The organism is Kocuria aegyptia (genome assembly GCF_039530085.1).
In the GTDB taxonomy this organism is placed as follows: domain Bacteria; phylum Actinomycetota; class Actinomycetes; order Actinomycetales; family Micrococcaceae; genus Kocuria; species Kocuria aegyptia.
Genome location: NZ_BAAAOA010000030.1, coordinates 1 through 14,030, shown reverse-complemented (window position 1 = coordinate 14,030; position 14,030 = coordinate 1). Strand labels below are relative to the sequence as shown.

Here is a 14,030-nt window from a genome sequence, read left to right as displayed (position 1 = left end):
GGTGTCCTCCGCCCGGAGCACACCGGCGTCCCCTGCACGAAGGAAGACCATGAACCGAACCCAGCACCCGGCCGCCCTCCTGGCCGTCGCCGGCGTCCTCGCCCTCACCGCCTGCGGCACGGCCCAGGGCGACGAACCGGGCTCCACGGAGTCCTCCGCCCCCGCCGCCGCCACGGTCGAGGTCGAGGACAACTACGGCACGCAGACGGTCGAGGTCCCGCCGGCCTCCGTCGTCGCCACCGACAACCGCACCTTCGAGACCCTCGCCGACTGGGGCATCGAACTGGCGGCGGCCCCGCGCGCCCTCATGCCGGACACCATCGCCTACGCAGACGACGAGTCCGTCACCGACCTCGGCAACCACCGCGAGCCCGACCTCGAGGCCGTCGTCGCCGCGGAGCCCGACCTCATCGTCAACGGTCAGCGCTTCGCCGACTATCGCGAGGACTTCGCCGACCTCGTGCCGGACGCCACCATCGTCGAGCTCGACCCGCGGGACGACCGGCCCTTCGACGAGGAGCTCAAGCGGCAGACCTCCGTCCTCGGCCAGGTCTTCGGCCGGACGGCGGAGGCGGAGGAGCTCAACAGCGCCTTCGACGAGGCGATGCAGCGTGTCGTCGACGGGTACCAGCCCGGCGACACGGTCATGGCCGTCACCGTCTCCGGCGGTCAGATCGGCTATGTGGCCCCGGGCCAGGGGCGGACCCTGGGTCCTCTGTTCGAGATCTTCGACTTCGCACCGGCCCTGGAGATCGAGGGCGCCAGTGACGACCACCAGGGCGACGACATCTCGGTCGAGGCGATCGCCGACTCGAACCCCGACTGGATCCTCGTGATGGACCGTGACGCCGCGGTCGCCCCCGACGACGCGGAGTACACGCCGGCGCAGGAGGTCATCGAGAACGCCGAGGCGCTGCGCAACGTCACCGCGGTGCAGGAGGGCAACGTCGTCTACATGCCCCGGGACACCTACACCAACGAGGGCATCCAGACCTACACGGAGTTCTTCAACACCCTGGCCGACGCCATGGGCGAGCAGAACTGACCTGCCGGACCGACGACGGTGGTGGGATCCTGCGCAGCGGGTCCCGCCACCGTCGCGCGCCGCGCACGAGGCCGAAGGAGAGGCTGAACCATGACGACGATCTCGTCGGGACCCCCGACGTCGAGCAAGGGCTCGCTGTTCGACCGGAAGCTGCTCCTCGGTGTGCTCGGCGTCGTGGCGCTGCTGGCCGTCTCCCTCCTCACCGGGGTCTACGACGTCTTCGGCGCCGACGACGGCAGTGAGATGTTCGCCATCACACGGATCCCCCGCACCATCGCCCTGGTGCTCGCCGGCGCCGCCATGGCGATGTCCGGGCTGGTGATGCAGCTGCTCACCCAGAACCGTTTCGTGGAGCCCACGACGACGGGCACCACGGAGTGGGCCGGGCTCGGGCTGCTCCTCGTCACGCTCCTCGTGCCCACCGCGACCCTCCTCACCCGGATGGCCGGTGCCGTGACCGCGGCCTTCATCGGGACCATGGTCTTCTTCCTCTTCCTGCGCCGTGTCTCGCTGCGCTCGTCCCTCATCGTCCCCATCGTCGGGATCATGCTGGGCGCGGTGGTCGGCTCCGTCTCGACGTTCCTGGCGCTGCAGACGGACATGCTGCAGAACCTGGGCGTCTGGTTCGCCGGGAGCTTCACCTCCGTCCTGCGCGGTCAGTACGAGGTGCTGTGGATCGTCCTCCTGGTCGGCGTCGCGGTCTTCCTCGTGGCGGACCGGCTCACCGTCGCCGGACTCGGTGAGGACATCGCCACAAACGTCGGACTCGACTACCACCGGACCGTCCTGCTCGGCACCGGACTGATCGCGGTGGCCACCGGTGTCGTCACCGTGGTCGTCGGGAACCTGCCGTTCCTGGGCCTCATCGTGCCCAACATCGTCTCGATGGTCCGCGGCGACGACCTGCGCAGCAACCTGCCGTGGGTGTGCCTGCTCGGCATCGCGATCGTGACGGTGTGCGACCTGATCGGGAGGACCATCATCATGCCGTTCGAGATCCCGGTGTCCGTGATCCTCGGGATCGTCGGGGCCGTCGTGTTCGTCCACCTGCTCCTGAGGCAGCGTCGACGTGTCTGAGGCCGTGCTCACGACACCGGCGCCGACCCCGGCCCCCACCCCGAAGGCCTCCGCCCCGCGGGGCGGCGCCGGGGCCTTCCCCACGCCGCGGGCGCGGCGGCGGTACTGGACGGTCGTCACCGTGCTCGCCCTGGCGTCGGCGGGCTTCGCCTTCGGGCTGCTGGCCTGGGACAACCCGATGCCGGTCGGCTCGGACGGCTTCTGGCGGATCGCTGACCGCCGGGTGACCAGCGTCGTCATCATGGCGGTCGTGGCCTTCTGCCAGGCGATGGCGACCGTGAGCTTCCAGACGGCCACGAACAACCGCATCATCACCCCGTCGATCATGGGCTTCGAGTCCCTCTACGTGGCGATCCAGACCTCCACGGTCTACTTCCTGGGCGCCGCGGGCATCCTGGTCCTCCAGGGGGTGCCGCAGTTCCTCCTGCAGGTCGCGCTCATGGTGGCCCTGTCCCTCGCGCTCTACGGCTGGCTGCTCTCCGGCAGGTACGGGAACCTGCAGGTGATGCTGCTCGTGGGCATCATCATCGGCGGGGGCCTCGGATCCGTCTCGACCTTCATGCAGCGCCTGCTCTCCCCCAGCGAGTTCGACGTGCTCTCGGCCCGGCTGTTCGGCTCCGTGACGAACGCCCAGGCCGGCTACCTCCCCGTGGCCATCCCCTTGTGCCTGCTGGCCGGCGGCGCCCTCTGGTGGAGCTCCGCACGGCTCAACGTGGTCGCCCTCGGACGGGACGTGAGCCTGAACCTCGGCATGCGGCACCGCGCGGAGATCATGCGCACGCTCTTCTTCGTCTCCGTCCTCATCGCGGTCTCCACCGCACTGGTGGGCCCTATGACGTTCCTCGGCTTCCTGGTGGCGACGCTCGCCTACCAGTTCGCCGACACGTACGACCACCGCTACCTCTTCCCCGTGGCGGCCCTCACCGGCTTCCTCGTCCTCACGGGCGCCTACTTCGTGCTGAACCACGTCTTCTACGCCCAGGGCGTCGTCTCGATCATCATCGAGCTCGTCGGCGGCTCCGTCTTCCTGTACGTCATCCTCCGAAAGGGCCGCCTGTGATCACCCTGACCAACGTGCGCAAGGACTACGGCGGTGAGGTCACGATCGGGCCCGTCGACCTTGAGATCCCGTCGGGCGGGATGACCGCCCTGGTGGGCCCCAACGGGGCGGGCAAGTCCACGCTGCTCACGATGATCGGGCGGCTGCTCGGCCTCGACGACGGCAGCATCGACATCGCCGGCTACGACGTGGCCGGCACCCGGTCCAAGGACCTCGCCCGGATCGTGTCCGTGCTGCGCCAGGAGAACCACTACATCACCCGGCTCACGGTGCGGCAGCTGGTCGGCTTCGGGCGCTTCCCCCACAGCCGTGGCCGGCTCACCACCGTGGACGACGAGGTCATCGGCAGGTACATCGACTTCCTGGGCCTGGGGCCGCTGGAGAACCGCTATCTCGACCAGCTCTCGGGCGGACAGCGCCAGCGCGCGTACGTCGCCATGGTCCTCGCCCAGGAGACCGACCACGTGCTGCTGGACGAGCCGCTCAACAACCTGGACATGAGGCATGCCGTGTCGATGATGCAGCACCTGCGGCGGGCGTGCGACGAGATGGGCCGCACCATCCTCATCGTGCTGCACGACATCAACTTCGCCAGCCACTACGCGGACCGGATCTGCGCCGTCAAGGACGGCCGGATCGCCGAGTTCGGCGCACCGCACGAGATCATGGACGACACGGTCCTCACCCGGGTCTTCGACACGCCGGTGACGGTCATCGACGGGCCCAGAGGCCGTCTCGCCGCGTTCTACTGACCGGGAGGGCCCCGGCACGGCCGGCCGGTCCCGCCCCGGATAGGGTGGACGAATGCGGAACGAGGCGACCGACATCGCACCCCTGCTCACGGCCGAGGGAAGTCGGCTGCTCGAGGCCGTCGGCCCCTACGACGCCACCGACCCCCTCGGCGCGGCGACCCGCCTGCGGGCCGAGGGGCACGACGCCGAGCTCGTCGCCGCGGTGCTCACCCAGGCGAGGCTCCGCGCCAGGGCGCGGGAGAAGTTCGGGGACTTCGCCGGCCGCATGCTCTTCACCCGGGCCGGGCTCGAGCAGGCCACCCGGCTGCGGGTGGCCGCCCTGCACGCGCGGCGCTTCGCCGCCGCGGGCCTCGAGCACGTGGCCGATCTCGGCTGCGGGATCGGTGCGGACGCGCTCGCGCTGGCCTCCCTCGACCGCCGGGTCACCGCCGTGGAGCTCGACGAGACCACGGCCGCGGTGGCCACCCTCAACCTCCTCCCCTTCCCGGAGGTCACGGTCCTGCACGCCGACGTGCAGTCCCTGGACCTCGCCGCCCTGCCCGCCGGGCCGCCGGACGGGGTGTGGCTGGACCCGGCCCGGCGCACGACGTCGACGTCGGGCACCCGGCGGATCTTCGACCCCGAGGCGTTCTCCCCGCCCCTGTCCTTCGTGGAGGCGCTGGCCGGGCGCGGCCTGCCCGTCGGGGTGAAGCTGGGGCCCGGCATCCCGCACGAGGCGGTCCCCGCCGGGTGCGAGGCGCAGTGGGTGTCCGACCGGGGCGACGTGGTCGAGGCCGTGCTGTGGTTCAACGCGGTGGCCCGCCCCGGCGTGCGGCGCGCGGCGCTCGTGCTCTCCGAGCACGGGTCCGCGGAGCTCACCAGCCCCGAGGACCACGACCCCGCCCACGCCGACGCGGTGGTCGGGCCCGTGGGCGCGTACCTCTACGAACCGGACGGCGCGGTGATCCGCGCGGGCCTCGTGGCGGACCTCGCCCGGCAGCTGGGCGCCCGGCTGATCCACCCCAGGATCGCCTACCTCACCTCCGACGAGCTCGTGCGCACCCCCCTGGCCCGCGCCTACCGCGTGCGGGAGGTGCTGCCGCACACCGTCAAGGTGCTCAAGCGGTGGGTCCGGGAGCACGAGGTCGGCACGCTCGAGATCAAGAAGCGCGGCACGGACGTCACTCCCGAGGAGCTGCGCCGGCGGCTCGCGCCGAAGGGCCCCGGGCGGGCCACGCTCGTGGTCACCCGGACGGCCACGGACCCCGCCCCGGGGAGCCCGGGACGGGGCGGCGCAGGCCCCGCGGAGCAGCGCGTCGTGATCGTCGTGGAAACCGTAGACTGATGGCTCCGCGGGCCTGCCGGCCCGCCCCCGACCGGGCGCCCGCCCCTCGACAGCACGGAGGACCTGCCGCGTGGAGATCTCGTTCGCCCGCTCCCACCAGTCGACGCTGGGCGTCGAGTGGGAGATCGCCCTCGTGGACGGCACCACGGGGGATCTCGTCCCCCGCGGACGGGAGACGTTCGAGGCGGTCCTGGAGGCCCACCCCGCCTGGGGCACGGACGGCGACCACCCGCACCTGACCGGGGAGTTCCTGCTCAACACCGTCGAACTGGTCACCGGGGTGTGCCGGGACGTCGCCCACTCCACCGAGCAGCTGTCCACGATGCTGGACGAGATCCGCAAGGTCACCGACCCGCAGGGCCTCGAGGTGTTCGCCGCCGGCACCCACCCCTTCGCCCGCTGGCAGGACCAGCAGGTCACCGACAAGCAGCGCTACCACAAGCTCGTGGACCGCGCCCAGTACTGGGGCCGGCAGATGGTCATCTACGGGGTGCACGTGCACGTGGGCCTCGACTCGCGGGCCAAGGCCCTGCCGGTGCTCGACGGGCTGCTGACCTACTACCCGCACCTGCTGGCCCTGTCCGCGAACTCGCCCTTCTGGGCCGGCGAGGACACCGGCTACGCGTCCCAGCGCTCCATGATCTTCCAGCAGCTGTCCACGGCGGGGCTGCCGTACCACTTCCCGTCCTGGGACGCGTACGAGCAGTGCATCACCGACATGATCGCCACGGGCATCATCGAGGAGATGAGCGAGGCCCGCTGGGACGTGCGCCCCGTGCCCCGGCTGGGCACCGACGAGGTGCGCTTCTGCGACGGGCTCTCGACCCTGTGGGAGGTCGGGGCGCTCACGGCGCTCACCCAGTGCCTCGCCGAGTCCATCTCCCGGGACGTGGAGGCGGGCCGGCCACCCGCCCGCCTGAAGCCGTGGCACATCCAGGAGAACAAGTGGCGCGCCGCCCGCTACGGCCTGGACGCGGAGGTCATCACCGACCCGCGCAACATCGAGCGGGACCTGCGCGAGGACCTGACCGCGCTGCTCGACCGGCTCGAGCCCGTGGCGGCGCAGCTGGGCTGCTCGCGGGAGCTCGCCGACGTGGAGCGGATCCTGCAGGAGGGCGCCGGCTACCAGCGCCAGCGTGCCGTGGCCCGGGCCCACGACGGGGACCTGCACGCGGTCGCCCTCGACATCGTCCGCCGCACCCGCGAGAACGACTGACCGGCCGGTCCGGCACGCCGCGCTGGACGCGGGAGCCGTTCGTCCCTAGGTTGCAGGCATGACGAACACGACCGGCACCGACCCGCACTCCTCCGCCCACCCCGCCCCGCCGGAGCCCGGGGTGCTCCAGCTCGGCCCCCTGCACCCGGTGCTGGAGGAGGCGCTGGCGTCCGAGTTCTCCGCCCTGCGCCTGCCCGAGGACCCCGCCGAGCAGGACCGCTTCCTGGCCCGGCACGCCGAGCAGGTCCGGGTGGCGGTCGGCTCCGGGCGCACCGGCGTGGGCACCGACCTGATGCGGCGGCTGCCCCGGCTCGAGGCCGTCGTCCACTTCGGCGTCGGCTACGACGGCACGGACGCCGCCGAGGCCGCCGCGCGCGGCATCGTCATGAGCAACACCCCCGACGTCCTGACGGATGCCGTGGCCGACACCGCGCTGGCCCTCTACCTGGACGTCCTGCGCCGGTTCTCCGCCGCCGATCGGTACGTCCGTGACGGGCTGTGGGAGAGCGCGGGCAACTTCCCGCTGAGCCGGCACGCGTCCGGCCGGCGGGTGGGCGTCCTCGGCCTCGGGCGCATCGGCCGGGCGGTCGCCACCCGCCTGGAGGCGCTCGGCTGTGAGATCCACTACCACAACCGGCGCCCGGCCACCGGCAGCGGGTACGCCTACCACGGGTCCGCGGCGGAGCTGGCGGCGGCCGTCGAGGTGCTCGTGGTCGCCGTCCCCGGCGGCCCCGACTCCGCCGGGACGGTCGACGCGGGGGTGCTGGCCGCCCTCGGCCCGGAGGGCTTCCTCGTCAACGTCGCCCGCGGTTCCGTCGTCGACGAGCCGGCGCTCGTGGCGGCCCTGCAGGAGGGCCGGCTCGGCGGGGCCGGCCTGGACGTCTTCGCCGACGAGCCCCGGGTGCCGGCCGCCCTGCGCGAGCTCGACACCGTGGTGCTCCTCCCGCACGTGGGCAGCGCGACGGTGGAGACCCGGCGAGAGATGGCCGAGCTCGCCCTGCGCAACCTCCGCAGCTACCTCGCCGACGGCACGCTGGTGACCCCCGTGGCCTGAGCCGCGCCGGGCGGCTCAGACGGACACGGTGGTGACCGGCAGGGAGGAGTCTGCGGCGAAGTCCAGCCCGGAAGGCGCACGGCCCTCCGCCACGACCCGGGCGGCGAGCGCCGCGACCATGGCCCCGTTGTCCGTGCACAGCGGCAGCCGGGGGATCACCAGCTCGATCCCGTGCGCGGCGCAGCGCTCGGCGGTGAGCTCGCGCAGCCGGGAGTTCGCGGCCACTCCCCCGCCGAGCAGCAGCGTCCCGAGCCCCTGCTCGGTGCACGCGAGCACGGCCTTGCGGGTGACCACGTCGGCCACCGACTCCTGGAAGGACGCCGCGACGTCGGCGACCGGCACCGGTTCGCCCCGCGCCTCGAAGCCCTCGACGACACGGGCCACGGCGGTCTTGAGCCCGGAGAAGGAGAAGTCGTAGCGGTGCGGGCCGGGCTGCTGGGCGGAGCCCATGTACTTGCCCGCGCTCAGCCCGCGGGGCAGCCGGAAGGCGGTGGGGTCCCCGCCCCGGGCGGCGGCGTCGATGGCGGGTCCCCCGGGGTAGTCGAGGCCGAGGACGCGGGCGACCTTGTCGTAGGCCTCGCCGGCCGCGTCGTCGATCGTGGCCCCGAGCAGTCGCACGTCCCGGCTGAGGTCCTCCACGGCGAGGATCTCGGTGTGCCCGCCGGAGACCAGCAGCGCCCCGAGGTCGCGGGGCAGGCCGTCGCCGAAGGCGCCCTGGAAGCCCTCGACCCCGGAGTCCTCGAGCAGGCCCACGCTGACGTGTGCCACGAGGTGGTTGATCGCGTAGAGGGGCTTGCCGGTGGCCACGGCGAGGGCCTTCGCGGCGGCCGTGCCCACCATGAGCGCCCCGGCCAGGCCGGGCCCGGAGGTCACGGCGAGGGCGTCGAGGTCCTCCAGGGCCACGCCCGCCCGGTCCAGGGCCTCGCGCAGGGCGGGGACGATCGCGTCGAGGTGGGCGCGGGAGGCGATCTCGGGGATCACGCCGCCGAAGCGCACGTGCTCGTCCATCGAGGAGGACACCACGTTGGCGAGCAGGGTGCGTCCGCGGACGATCCCCACGCCGGTCTCGTCGCACGAGGACTCGATGCCCAGCACGAGGGGTCCGTCGGTCATGGGGTCTCCTTCGTGGGGGTGGTCGGGGCGCCGGGCTCGTGGGGTGCTCCGGGTGCGGTGAGGTCGAGGCGCATGATCAGCGCGTCGGCGCCGTCCCGGTAGTAGCGGGGGCGGGTGTGGATCTGCTCGTAGCCGAAGCGGCGGTAGAGCCGCTGGGCGCGCGGGTTGTCGGCGCGGACCTCGAGCAGCACCTCGGTGGCCCCGAGCTCGCGGGCCTGCGCGTGCAGGGTGCGCAGCAGGGCGGAGCCGATCCCGCGGCCCTCGTGCTCGGGGACCACCGCGATGGTCTGCACGTCGCCCACGGGGCGGAGGCACATCAGCCCCGCGTAGCCGATGATCTCGCCGTCCTGTTCCGCCACCCAGTACCAGCACACGGGCTGGGCCAGCTCGGCGGTGAACATCTCCAGCGGCCAGGCGTCGACGGGGAAGAGCCGCCGTTCGAGCGCGTGCACCGCCGGGACGTCCGCCGGCACCATCGGCCGCAGCGTCCAGGAGCCGGGATCGGGGCTCATCCGCCGGCCCGCTTCCGGGGGCCGGGGACCTTCGCGTCGGACTCGCGCAGGTACAGCGGGGTCGTGTCCGGGGACAGCTGCTCCCCGCGGGCCGTGCGGCGCGCGGCGGCGAGGCCCAGGGACGACGCCGTGGGTTGCGCCTCGGTGAACTCGGGCACGGGGCGGGCCAGCCGGTCCGCGTAGATCCCCGCCCCGCGGCCGTAGGCGGGCAGCGCCGGCAGCTGCCCGGCGGCGGCCACACCGGGTCCTCCGGCCGGCCGCGGGCCGTCCTCGGCCACGGCGAACCGGGCCCAGTAGACCTCCTGGCGCCGGGCGTCGGTGAGCACGAGGAACTCCTCGTGCCCGGCCGCCCGGGCGTGCCCGGCGGCGTCCTGCGCGAGGGCCTCGAGGCTCATGAGACCGTGCAGCGGCACGTCCCACGCGAAGGCGAGCGCCCGTGCCGTGGCGATCCCCGCGCGCAGGCCGGTGAAGGGCCCGGGGCCGGTGCCGACGAGGACCCCGCCGAGGTCGCCGCCGGTGACGCCGTGGCCGGCCAGCAGGTCACGGACCGCGGGGGCCAGGACCTCGGCGTGGGAGCGGGTGTCCGGGCTCGCGAAGGAGCCGAGGACCTCGCCCGCCCCGGTCACGAGGGCGGCGGAGGCGACGGCGGAGGAGTCCAGGCACAGGAGGAGCACCCGACCAGTGTAGTGCCCGCCCCCGGGGGCGCCGCTCGGCTCAGTCGAGCAGCGGCGGGCCCCCCGCCCAGCGCGGGCCGATCCCGGTGAGGGTGATGCGTCGGGGTTCGTCGTCCTCGTCCTCGCCCTCGTCCCGGCCCGTGCTCTCCGGGTCCGCCGCCCGCCTGCCGGGCCCGGGCGGCGCGCCGGGGCCGAGGGGATCGGCGCCCACGGCGCGCTCCAGGACGATCTCGAGGCGGGACCCGGCCAGGTGCTCGACCTTCCCGGCCCCCCACTCGACCACGGTGACGGCCGTGTCCGCCGTGTCCTCCAGGTCGATGTCGTCGACCTCCGCCGCGGAGCCCAGCCGGTAGGCGTCGACGTGCACGAGGTCCGGGCCGCCGGGCCGGGGCCCGTCCGGGACGTTGGGGTGGCGGCGCACCAGCACGAACGTGGGCGAGATGATCCCGGCGCGCACGCCCAGGCCCCGCCCCAGGCCCTGGGTGAACGTGGTCTTGCCCGCGCCGAGCTCGCCGGTGAGGACCAGCAGGTCCCCGGCGCGCAGCTGTTCACCCAGCCGCTCGGCCAGGGCCTGGGTCCGCCCGGGCCCGTCCACGGTCACGGTCCGCGTCCACTCGCTCATGGCTTCTCCTTCTCCGCGCCGGCCCGCTCCTCCGTGGCGTGCAGGTGCACCCGGGGCACGCGGGGCGAGACGCGGGTCACGATCTCGTAGTTGATGGTGCCGGCGGCCTCCGCCCACGCGCTCGCCGAGGGGTTCTCCCCCGCCCCGAAGAGCACGGCCTCCGCCCCGAGCAGCCCGTGCTCGGGGGCGGAGCGTCCCGGGGCGCCGAGGTCCACCACGATCTGGTCCATCGCGACCCGGCCGACCTCCGGATAGGTGCGGCCCTGGATCCGCACCGGTCCGCCGGTGCCGGAGCGCGGGACGCCGTCCGCGTAGCCGAGCGGGACGAGCGCCAGGGTGGTGGGACGGTCGGTGACGTAGCTCAGCCCGTAGGAGACGCCCTGTCCCGCCGGGACGTCCTTGACCGCGCTGACCGTGCTCCGCAGCGTCATGGCCGGCACGAGGCCGAGCTGCTCCGGGGTGCGGTCCGCGAACGGGGAGAGCCCGTAGAGGCTGACCCCGACCCGGACCATGTCCAGGAGCATGTCCTCGGGTCGCTCGAGCCCGGCGGCGCTCAGGAGGCCGGGCGAGTTCGCCGCGTGCCGCAGGCCGGGCCGGAGCCCGGCGGCCCTGGCGGTGGCCACGGCCGCGCGGAAGCGCTCGAGCTGCTCCCGGGTCTCGGGCCGGGCGGGCTCGTCGGCGACGGCCAGGTGGGTGAAGACGCCGACGACCCGCACGAGCCCCTCGGCCTCGGCCTGCGCGGCGGCCCGCACGAGCGCGGGCCAGAGGGCCGCCGGCGCGCCGTTGCGGCCCAGGCCGGTGTCGATCTTCAGGTGGATCCGGGCGGTGGCGCCCAGTGCGCGGGCCGCCTCGGTGATCGGGGCGAGCTCCCAGCCGCTGACGCCCAGTTCGACGTCGGCGGCGAGCGCCGCCGGGAAGTCCGTGTCCACGGTGTGCAGCCACGCGAGGACGGGCGCCCCGATCCCCGCGGCCCGCAGCGCGAGGGCCTCGCCGACGTGGGCGACGCCCAGGGCGTCCGCGCCGGCCTCGAGGACCGCACGGGCCACCGGCACGGCACCGTGGCCGTAGGCGTCGGCCTTGACCACGGCCATCAGCCGGGCGGGGGCGGCGAGGGCCCGGAGCCGGCGCACGTTGGCGCGGACGGCGGCGAGGTCGACCACGGCGCTGCGCTCCAGCCGAGGCGGAGGAGGGAAGGCGCCGCCGGGCGGGGCGGCCGGGACGGGGTCAGCACGGTTCACGGGTCCCATTGTGGCACCGGGCCCGCCCGGGCCGGTGCCGGGGCGGGCGGCGGGCCCCGGACGCGGACGCCCGGGGCCCGGCTGCCGGAGGCTACAGTTGAGCCGTGTCTGCCGCGCCCCGCCACGTCCTGCTGATCAGCCTGCACACCTCTCCCCTCGAGCAACCGGGGTCGGGGGATGCGGGCGGGATGAACGTCTACGTGCGCCACCTCGCCGAGGCCCTCGTGGACGCCGGCCACACGGTGGACATGGCGACCCTCGACCGGGGTCCCGGCGCCCCGGCCGTCGCCGGTGTGCGCAGCGCCCGGATCCGCGAGGGGCTGAGGCTGCTCACCGTGTCGCTGCCCGGTGCCGCCGGGGCGAGCAAGGAGGACCTGCCCGGGTTCACCGCGGCCTTCGCCGACGTGCTCCGCGCGGAGGCCGACCGGCCCGACACCGTGCACGCCCACTACTGGCTCTCCGGCGCGGCGGGCCGGGAGCTCGCGGACCGCTGGGGCGTCCCGCTCGTCCTGACCCTGCACACCACGGCGCTCGGCAAGAACCTGCGGACCCGGACCGGGGAGGGGCTCGAGCCGGCCTCCCGTGCCGAGGCCGAGGCCGAGCTGATCGCACGGGCCGAGGCCACGGTGGTGAACACCCCGACCGAGGCGCTGCAGATGATCGAGCTCTACGACGCCGACCCGGCACGCCTGACCGTGATCAGCCCCGGTGTCGACCTCTCCGCGTTCTCCCCGGACGCCGCCCCCGGTGAGGCCCGCCGCGCCGGCTCGCCGCCCCCCGGCTCACCGGGCCGCCCGCTGCGGATCCTGTTCGCCGGGCGCCTGCAGGCGCTCAAGGGCCCCCACGTGCTCGTCGACGCGCTCGCGCGGATCCGGGAGACCGACCCCGGCCTTCCCGTGGAGCTGGACGTCGTGGGGGTCGGCACCCGCGGCTTCACGGCCGCGCTGCGGGAGCGCGTGCGGGAGCTGGGCCTGGAGGACGTCGTGCGCTTCGGACCGGCCCTGCCCGCCCCGCAGCTCGCCGCCCGGATGCGCCAGGCCGACGTCGTGGCCGTCCCGTCCTCGTCCGAGACGTTCGGCCTCGTGGCGCTGGAGGCCCAGGCCTGCGGCACGCCGGTGCTCGCCACGGACGTGGACGGGCTGCGCACCGCGGTGCTCGACGGGCTCACCGGCCGGCTCGTCCCCGACCGCGATCCCGGCTCGTGGGCACGGGCTTTCGTCGAGCTCGCCGGTGACCCGGCCGCCCTGGAGGGCATGGGCCGGGCGGCCGCCCGTCGCGCCGAGGGCCACTCCTGGGACCGCACGGCCCTGGCCACGGCCGTGGTCTACGCCCGGGTGCGCGCCCGGGCGGGGGTACGCGACGGTAGCGGGCGGCGCCTGAATACACTCGAACGGTGACGACTTTCCCCCTCTCCCCCGCAGAGCTCGCCCGCCATCTCGACCAGCACCGCATCACCGGTGCCGTCGCCACCTCCCGGGAGGCCAACCTGCGCAACATCCAGGGCTTCCTCGACGGCGACCAGCACCAGCACATGGGCGTGGTACGCACTCGGGAGTGGAGCTTCGACGACGTGTTCGCCCTCATGCGGGACCGCGTCGGCATCTCCCCCGACCGGGCGCACACCGAGGGCCAGGACACGATCTCCGCGGAGCGGGCCGTCGCCGGGCTGGAGCGCTACGCGCGGGTCCTCGGCGAAGTGGTCGCCGCCGGCGGCCGCGTGCTCTTCGCCACCGGCCACCCCGCCGGCCTGTTCCCGGTCTACGCGCAGCTGGCCAGGGTGTCCCGCCGCGCCGGCGCGCACGTGGTGCGGGTCCCGGACGGCTTCCCCTTCGAGGACGGCGACGTCCGGCAGATCGAGAGCGTCGTGATGGTCGAGCAGCACGGCGGACTGCGGCACACCCACTTCCCCGGACCCATGACCCTGACCCTGGAGAAGCTGCGCCGCGACGGGCAGAACCCGCCCGACCTCGTGGTCGCCGACCACGGCCTCGCCGGGGCGGCCGGCACCCGGGGGCTGCGGACCATCGCGGTCGCGGACTGCAACGACCCGGGCGTGTTCGTCGCAGAGGCGCAGGGGCAGATCGAGGTCGCCGTGCCGCTCGACGACAACCTGCCGCCGCGCGTCTACGAGCCCCTCACGGCGTTCGTGCTGGACCGCGCCGGCCTGGCGGACTTCGTCTGACCGAGGGCGGTTCCCGGTGCACGGGGCCCCGCACCGGGAACGGCACAGGGCCCCCGCACCGGGGACGGTGCACGGGGCCCTGTGCCGGGTGGGACGGGCTCAGCGTTCGCGGTCGCCGCGGATGAAGGCCTCCAGGTTCGCCCGCGCCACGTCGTCGGGCT

Annotated in this window: 14 protein-coding genes; 9 read left to right on the top strand and 5 right to left on the bottom strand. The window is 74.3% G+C overall.

Features of this window, described 5'->3' with window-relative positions:
* Positions 1–49 precede the first annotated feature (49 nt).
* The 7 genes from ABD220_RS12725 to ABD220_RS12695 all read left to right on the top strand — a co-directional run bounded on the left by ABD220_RS12725 (position 50) and on the right by ABD220_RS12695 (position 7,528).
* A complete protein-coding gene (locus ABD220_RS12725) occupies positions 50–1,045 on the top strand; it encodes a siderophore ABC transporter substrate-binding protein (RefSeq protein WP_344123144.1) in 996 nt (331 codons plus the stop codon).
* Between the two features lie 90 nt (positions 1,046–1,135).
* Positions 1,136–2,122, top strand: coding sequence for an ABC transporter permease (locus ABD220_RS12720; RefSeq protein ID WP_344123142.1), 987 nt, complete (start codon positions 1,136–1,138; stop codon positions 2,120–2,122).
* Positions 2,115–3,182 carry an iron chelate uptake ABC transporter family permease subunit gene (locus ABD220_RS12715; protein ID WP_344123141.1) on the top strand — a complete coding sequence of 356 codons (1,068 nt, stop codon included), beginning with the start codon at positions 2,115–2,117 and terminating at the stop codon, positions 3,180–3,182. Before ABD220_RS12720 ends, ABD220_RS12715 begins: the two co-directional genes overlap by 8 nt.
* Positions 3,179–3,934, top strand: coding sequence for an iron ABC transporter ATP-binding protein (locus ABD220_RS12710; protein ID WP_344123139.1), 756 nt, complete (start codon positions 3,179–3,181; stop codon positions 3,932–3,934). Before ABD220_RS12715 ends, ABD220_RS12710 begins: the two co-directional genes overlap by 4 nt.
* A gap of 52 nt (positions 3,935–3,986) precedes the next feature.
* Positions 3,987–5,258, top strand: a complete 1,272-nt coding sequence (locus ABD220_RS12705) for a class I SAM-dependent methyltransferase (RefSeq protein WP_344123137.1) — start codon at positions 3,987–3,989, stop codon at positions 5,256–5,258.
* A 70-nt stretch (positions 5,259–5,328) separates the two neighbouring features.
* A complete protein-coding gene (locus ABD220_RS12700) occupies positions 5,329–6,474 on the top strand; it encodes a glutamate--cysteine ligase (protein WP_344123135.1) in 1,146 nt (381 codons plus the stop codon).
* Positions 6,475–6,532: 58 nt separating this feature from the next.
* Positions 6,533–7,528, top strand: coding sequence for a 2-hydroxyacid dehydrogenase (locus ABD220_RS12695; RefSeq protein WP_344123133.1), 996 nt, complete (start codon positions 6,533–6,535; stop codon positions 7,526–7,528).
* Positions 7,529–7,543: 15 nt separating this feature from the next.
* Here the strand turns inward: ABD220_RS12695 and tsaD are convergent, their stop codons facing one another.
* The 5 genes from tsaD to alr are packed head-to-tail and all read right to left on the bottom strand — an operon-like array spanning position 7,544 to position 11,696.
* Positions 7,544–8,641: a tRNA (adenosine(37)-N6)-threonylcarbamoyltransferase complex transferase subunit TsaD gene (gene tsaD / locus ABD220_RS12690; RefSeq protein ID WP_344123131.1), complete on the bottom strand. Its 1,098-nt coding sequence runs from the start codon at positions 8,639–8,641 to the stop codon at positions 7,544–7,546.
* Positions 8,638–9,153, bottom strand: a complete 516-nt coding sequence (rimI, locus tag ABD220_RS12685; protein WP_344123129.1) for a ribosomal protein S18-alanine N-acetyltransferase — start codon at positions 9,151–9,153, stop codon at positions 8,638–8,640. The genes tsaD and rimI overlap by 4 nt, the downstream gene beginning before the upstream one ends.
* Positions 9,150–9,827 (bottom strand): tRNA (adenosine(37)-N6)-threonylcarbamoyltransferase complex dimerization subunit type 1 TsaB, encoded by a 678-nt coding sequence (gene tsaB, locus ABD220_RS12680; RefSeq protein ID WP_344123127.1) that lies wholly within the window; start codon positions 9,825–9,827, stop codon positions 9,150–9,152. Before tsaB ends, rimI begins: the two co-directional genes overlap by 4 nt.
* 40 nt (positions 9,828–9,867) lie before the next feature.
* Complete coding sequence (gene tsaE / locus ABD220_RS12675) at positions 9,868–10,449, bottom strand: tRNA (adenosine(37)-N6)-threonylcarbamoyltransferase complex ATPase subunit type 1 TsaE (RefSeq protein ID WP_344123125.1); 582 nt, start codon at positions 10,447–10,449, stop codon at positions 9,868–9,870.
* Positions 10,446–11,696 carry an alanine racemase gene (gene alr, locus ABD220_RS12670; protein WP_425552559.1) on the bottom strand — a complete coding sequence of 417 codons (1,251 nt, stop codon included), beginning with the start codon at positions 11,694–11,696 and terminating at the stop codon, positions 10,446–10,448. Before alr ends, tsaE begins: the two co-directional genes overlap by 4 nt.
* Positions 11,697–11,791: 95 nt before the next feature.
* Here alr and ABD220_RS12665 point away from each other — a divergent pair, with 95 nt between their 5' ends.
* Both ABD220_RS12665 and ABD220_RS12660 read left to right on the top strand, forming a co-directional pair.
* Positions 11,792–13,084, top strand: coding sequence for a glycosyltransferase (locus ABD220_RS12665; RefSeq protein WP_344123121.1), 1,293 nt, complete (start codon positions 11,792–11,794; stop codon positions 13,082–13,084).
* Positions 13,081–13,869 carry a phosphatase gene (locus tag ABD220_RS12660; protein WP_344123119.1) on the top strand — a complete coding sequence of 263 codons (789 nt, stop codon included), beginning with the start codon at positions 13,081–13,083 and terminating at the stop codon, positions 13,867–13,869. Before ABD220_RS12665 ends, ABD220_RS12660 begins: the two co-directional genes overlap by 4 nt.
* The last annotated feature ends 161 nt before the right edge of the window (positions 13,870–14,030 follow it).

Bases quoted from the DNA above. Each gene is read 5' to 3' on its own strand.
- rimI (WP_344123129.1), bottom strand. From the start codon at position 9,153: ATGAGCCCCGATCCCGGCTCCTGGACGCTGCGGCCGATGGTGCCGGCG.
- ABD220_RS12720 (WP_344123142.1), top strand. From the start codon at position 1,136: ATGACGACGATCTCGTCGGGACCCCCGACGTCGAGCAAGGGCTCGCTG.
- tsaD (WP_344123131.1), bottom strand. From the start codon at position 8,641: ATGACCGACGGACCCCTCGTGCTGGGCATCGAGTCCTCGTGCGACGAG.
- ABD220_RS12695 (WP_344123133.1), top strand. From the start codon at position 6,533: ATGACGAACACGACCGGCACCGACCCGCACTCCTCCGCCCACCCCGCC.
- alr (WP_425552559.1), bottom strand. From the start codon at position 11,696: ATGGGACCCGTGAACCGTGCTGACCCCGTCCCGGCCGCCCCGCCCGGC.
- ABD220_RS12725 (WP_344123144.1), top strand. From the start codon at position 50: ATGAACCGAACCCAGCACCCGGCCGCCCTCCTGGCCGTCGCCGGCGTC.
- tsaE (WP_344123125.1), bottom strand. From the start codon at position 10,449: ATGAGCGAGTGGACGCGGACCGTGACCGTGGACGGGCCCGGGCGGACC.
- ABD220_RS12705 (WP_344123137.1), top strand. From the start codon at position 3,987: ATGCGGAACGAGGCGACCGACATCGCACCCCTGCTCACGGCCGAGGGA.